Annotated in this window: 1 protein-coding gene and 1 pseudogene; both read right to left on the bottom strand. The window is 60.1% G+C overall.

The genetic code is table 11. The features are described from left to right. Positions 1 to 15 precede the first annotated feature (15 nt). Entirely contained in the window at positions 16 to 1065 is a 1050-nt protein-coding gene (locus WCA53_RS17825) for an IS110 family transposase (protein ID WP_423913331.1), read from the bottom strand. A gap of 214 nt (positions 1066 to 1279) precedes the next feature. After that, a pseudogene (locus WCA53_RS17820) lies at positions 1280 to 2247 on the bottom strand (IS3 family transposase); the annotation flags it as partial. Positions 2248 to 2313: the final 66 nt, after the last annotated feature.

Below are 2313 nucleotides of genomic sequence, written 5' to 3'. Positions count from 1 at the left end.
ATTGACGCTCCTATGTCAAGCAGAGGCCGTCGAATCGGCCAGATCGGCCAGGATGAGCGGGTACAACTCCCGGACGATATAGCGCTTCAGGCAGCGGTGGATTTCCTTGTTGGACATGCCTTCCTTCGTCCGGCGTTCGACATAGGCGCGGGTGCGCGGATCGCTCCGCATTCGAACCATGGCAATGGTCCAAAGGGCGTTGTTTGCAGACCTGTCACCGCCCCTGTTCAACCGATGCCGGACCGTCTTGCCCGACGAGGCCTGTAATGGACTTGTGCCGCAAAGTGCCGCCAGCGCGGCTTCACTTTTCAGGCGTTCGGGATTGTCACCCGCCACAGCGACCAAGACCGCAGCGGTCTGTGGGCCGACACCGAATCTTTCGCGAAGCCGCTTGGCATGCTGGCTGGTCAGGTCGTCAAGCATAGTGTCGAGTGCTTTGAGCTCCTCCGCCAGCGTCAGCCAACGCTTCGCCAGCAGTCGTAGCGTCGCCGTCAGCGTTTGCAGCATTGGCGTTTTGCCCAACGAGCGGACACGGGCACAACTCTCAACGCATTCTGCCGTCTTCGCTTTCAGAAGACGATCACGGATTTCCTGCGGTGCGCTGACGAGCAAGGCCCGTAACTGGTTGATAGCCTGCGTCTTTGCTTTGACTGCACTGCGCCGGGCAACGGAGACCGCGCGCATTGCTTCGGCGGCGCCGGACTGTTCCTTTGGAATAGCCGTGGCCCTTCCGGAGAGGACCGCACGCGCCGCGTTTTCAGCATCAGTGGGATCGGACTTCCCTTTGGATCGGCGCATCGCGCGATCGGGACGATTGACTTCAAGCACCTCGATCTCATGATCGCGCAGCACGCGGGCCAATCCCGCTCCATAGGTGCCGGTCCCTTCAACTCCGGCGCGACGCAAATGACCGAACGAATTTGCCCATGTCAGCAGATCGAGATACCCTGCCGTATCGGTCGATACTGATCTCGTTCCGAGAAGCTTGCCTATGTCGCTGATCACAGCCCCGACATGCGTATCCAGATGCGTGTCGACCCCAAGAATCACTTCGTTTTGTTCCATGCGCATATCCGTTGTAGTGGGCGCATCGCCAAACCCCAATCGCAGGACAGGACACTCACGGTGCAGAACAAAGCTCCTATTAGGTCACAGACGCTGGGCCCGGCAACACTCGGGGAACGCCGGAACCCGATCGACAGGTCAATTCCAAGGCAACTTGGCCAATCCCAGCACGGGTCAGATCGGACCGACGTTCGGATGTGATCTTAGACTGAGTGTCCCAGCAATTCCCCTTGCGGCTCATCGAACTGCGCATGCCGTAGCCCTTGAGCAGGTCCTGGAAGTCATGACTGCAATACTGGCTGCCACGGTCACTGTGGAGGATCAGGCCCGCTTGCGGACGGCGGCGAAACCACGCCATACGCAGCGCATCAGACACCAGCTCCGTGCGCATGTGCGGCTGCATCGACCAGCCCACCACCTGACGGCTGAACAGATCGAGAATGACGGTCAGAAACAGCCAACCCTCGTCCGTCCAGATGTACGTGATGTCCGTAGTCCAGACCTGGTCGGGACGCGCGGGAGAGAAGTCTCGTTGCAGCAGGTCCGGTGCGACCGGCAAGCTGTGGTTGCTGTCGGTCGTGACCTTGAACCGGCGTTTGGTCTTCGCCTTGATGCCGTGCAGCTTCATGAGCCGCTGGACACGATCCTTGCTGACACGAATGCCCTGGGCCAGCAGTTGCTTCCACACGCGCGGCCAGCCGTACTCGGCTTTGGATTCAGCGTGCACGGCCTTGATGTGCACCAGCAGAGCGTCGTTGGTGATGCGTCGGCGCGGTCGGTCAGTATCGACATCCCGCGCCTTGCGCGCGTGGTAACCGCTGGGGCTGACACCCAGCACCTGGCAGGTCAGGGACACCGGCCATTGTCGGCTGTGAAGCTCGATCCAGGCGTACTTCATGCCGACACCTTTGCAAAGTACGCCGTGGCTTTTTCCAATATGTCGCGCTCCATCTTCACGCGTGCCAACTCCGCGCGCAGCCGGGCAATCTCCATCTGTTCTGGAGAAACCTGTTTGCCTGCGCCGTTCAGCTTCCCAGCGGCATCGGCCTTCACCCAGTTGTGCAGCGTCTTCGGGCTGATGCCCAGTATCTTCGCCACCGCCGCCATGCTCTGGCCGCCGCGGACCATACGCACGGCTTCCAGCATGAATTCCTGCGTATATCGAGCTCTCGGATTACCCATCTTTCCTTCCTCCTTGCGTGAGTTTTACACACTCAGCAAGGGATCCATTTTTTGCGGACAAGCTCA

It is taken from the genome of Caballeronia sp. (genome assembly GCF_049581465.1).
In the GTDB taxonomy this organism is placed as follows: Bacteria; Pseudomonadota; Gammaproteobacteria; order Burkholderiales; family Burkholderiaceae; genus Caballeronia.
Note: the sequence above shows the minus strand (reverse complement) of the source record. Positions and strands in the feature narration are given on the sequence as shown.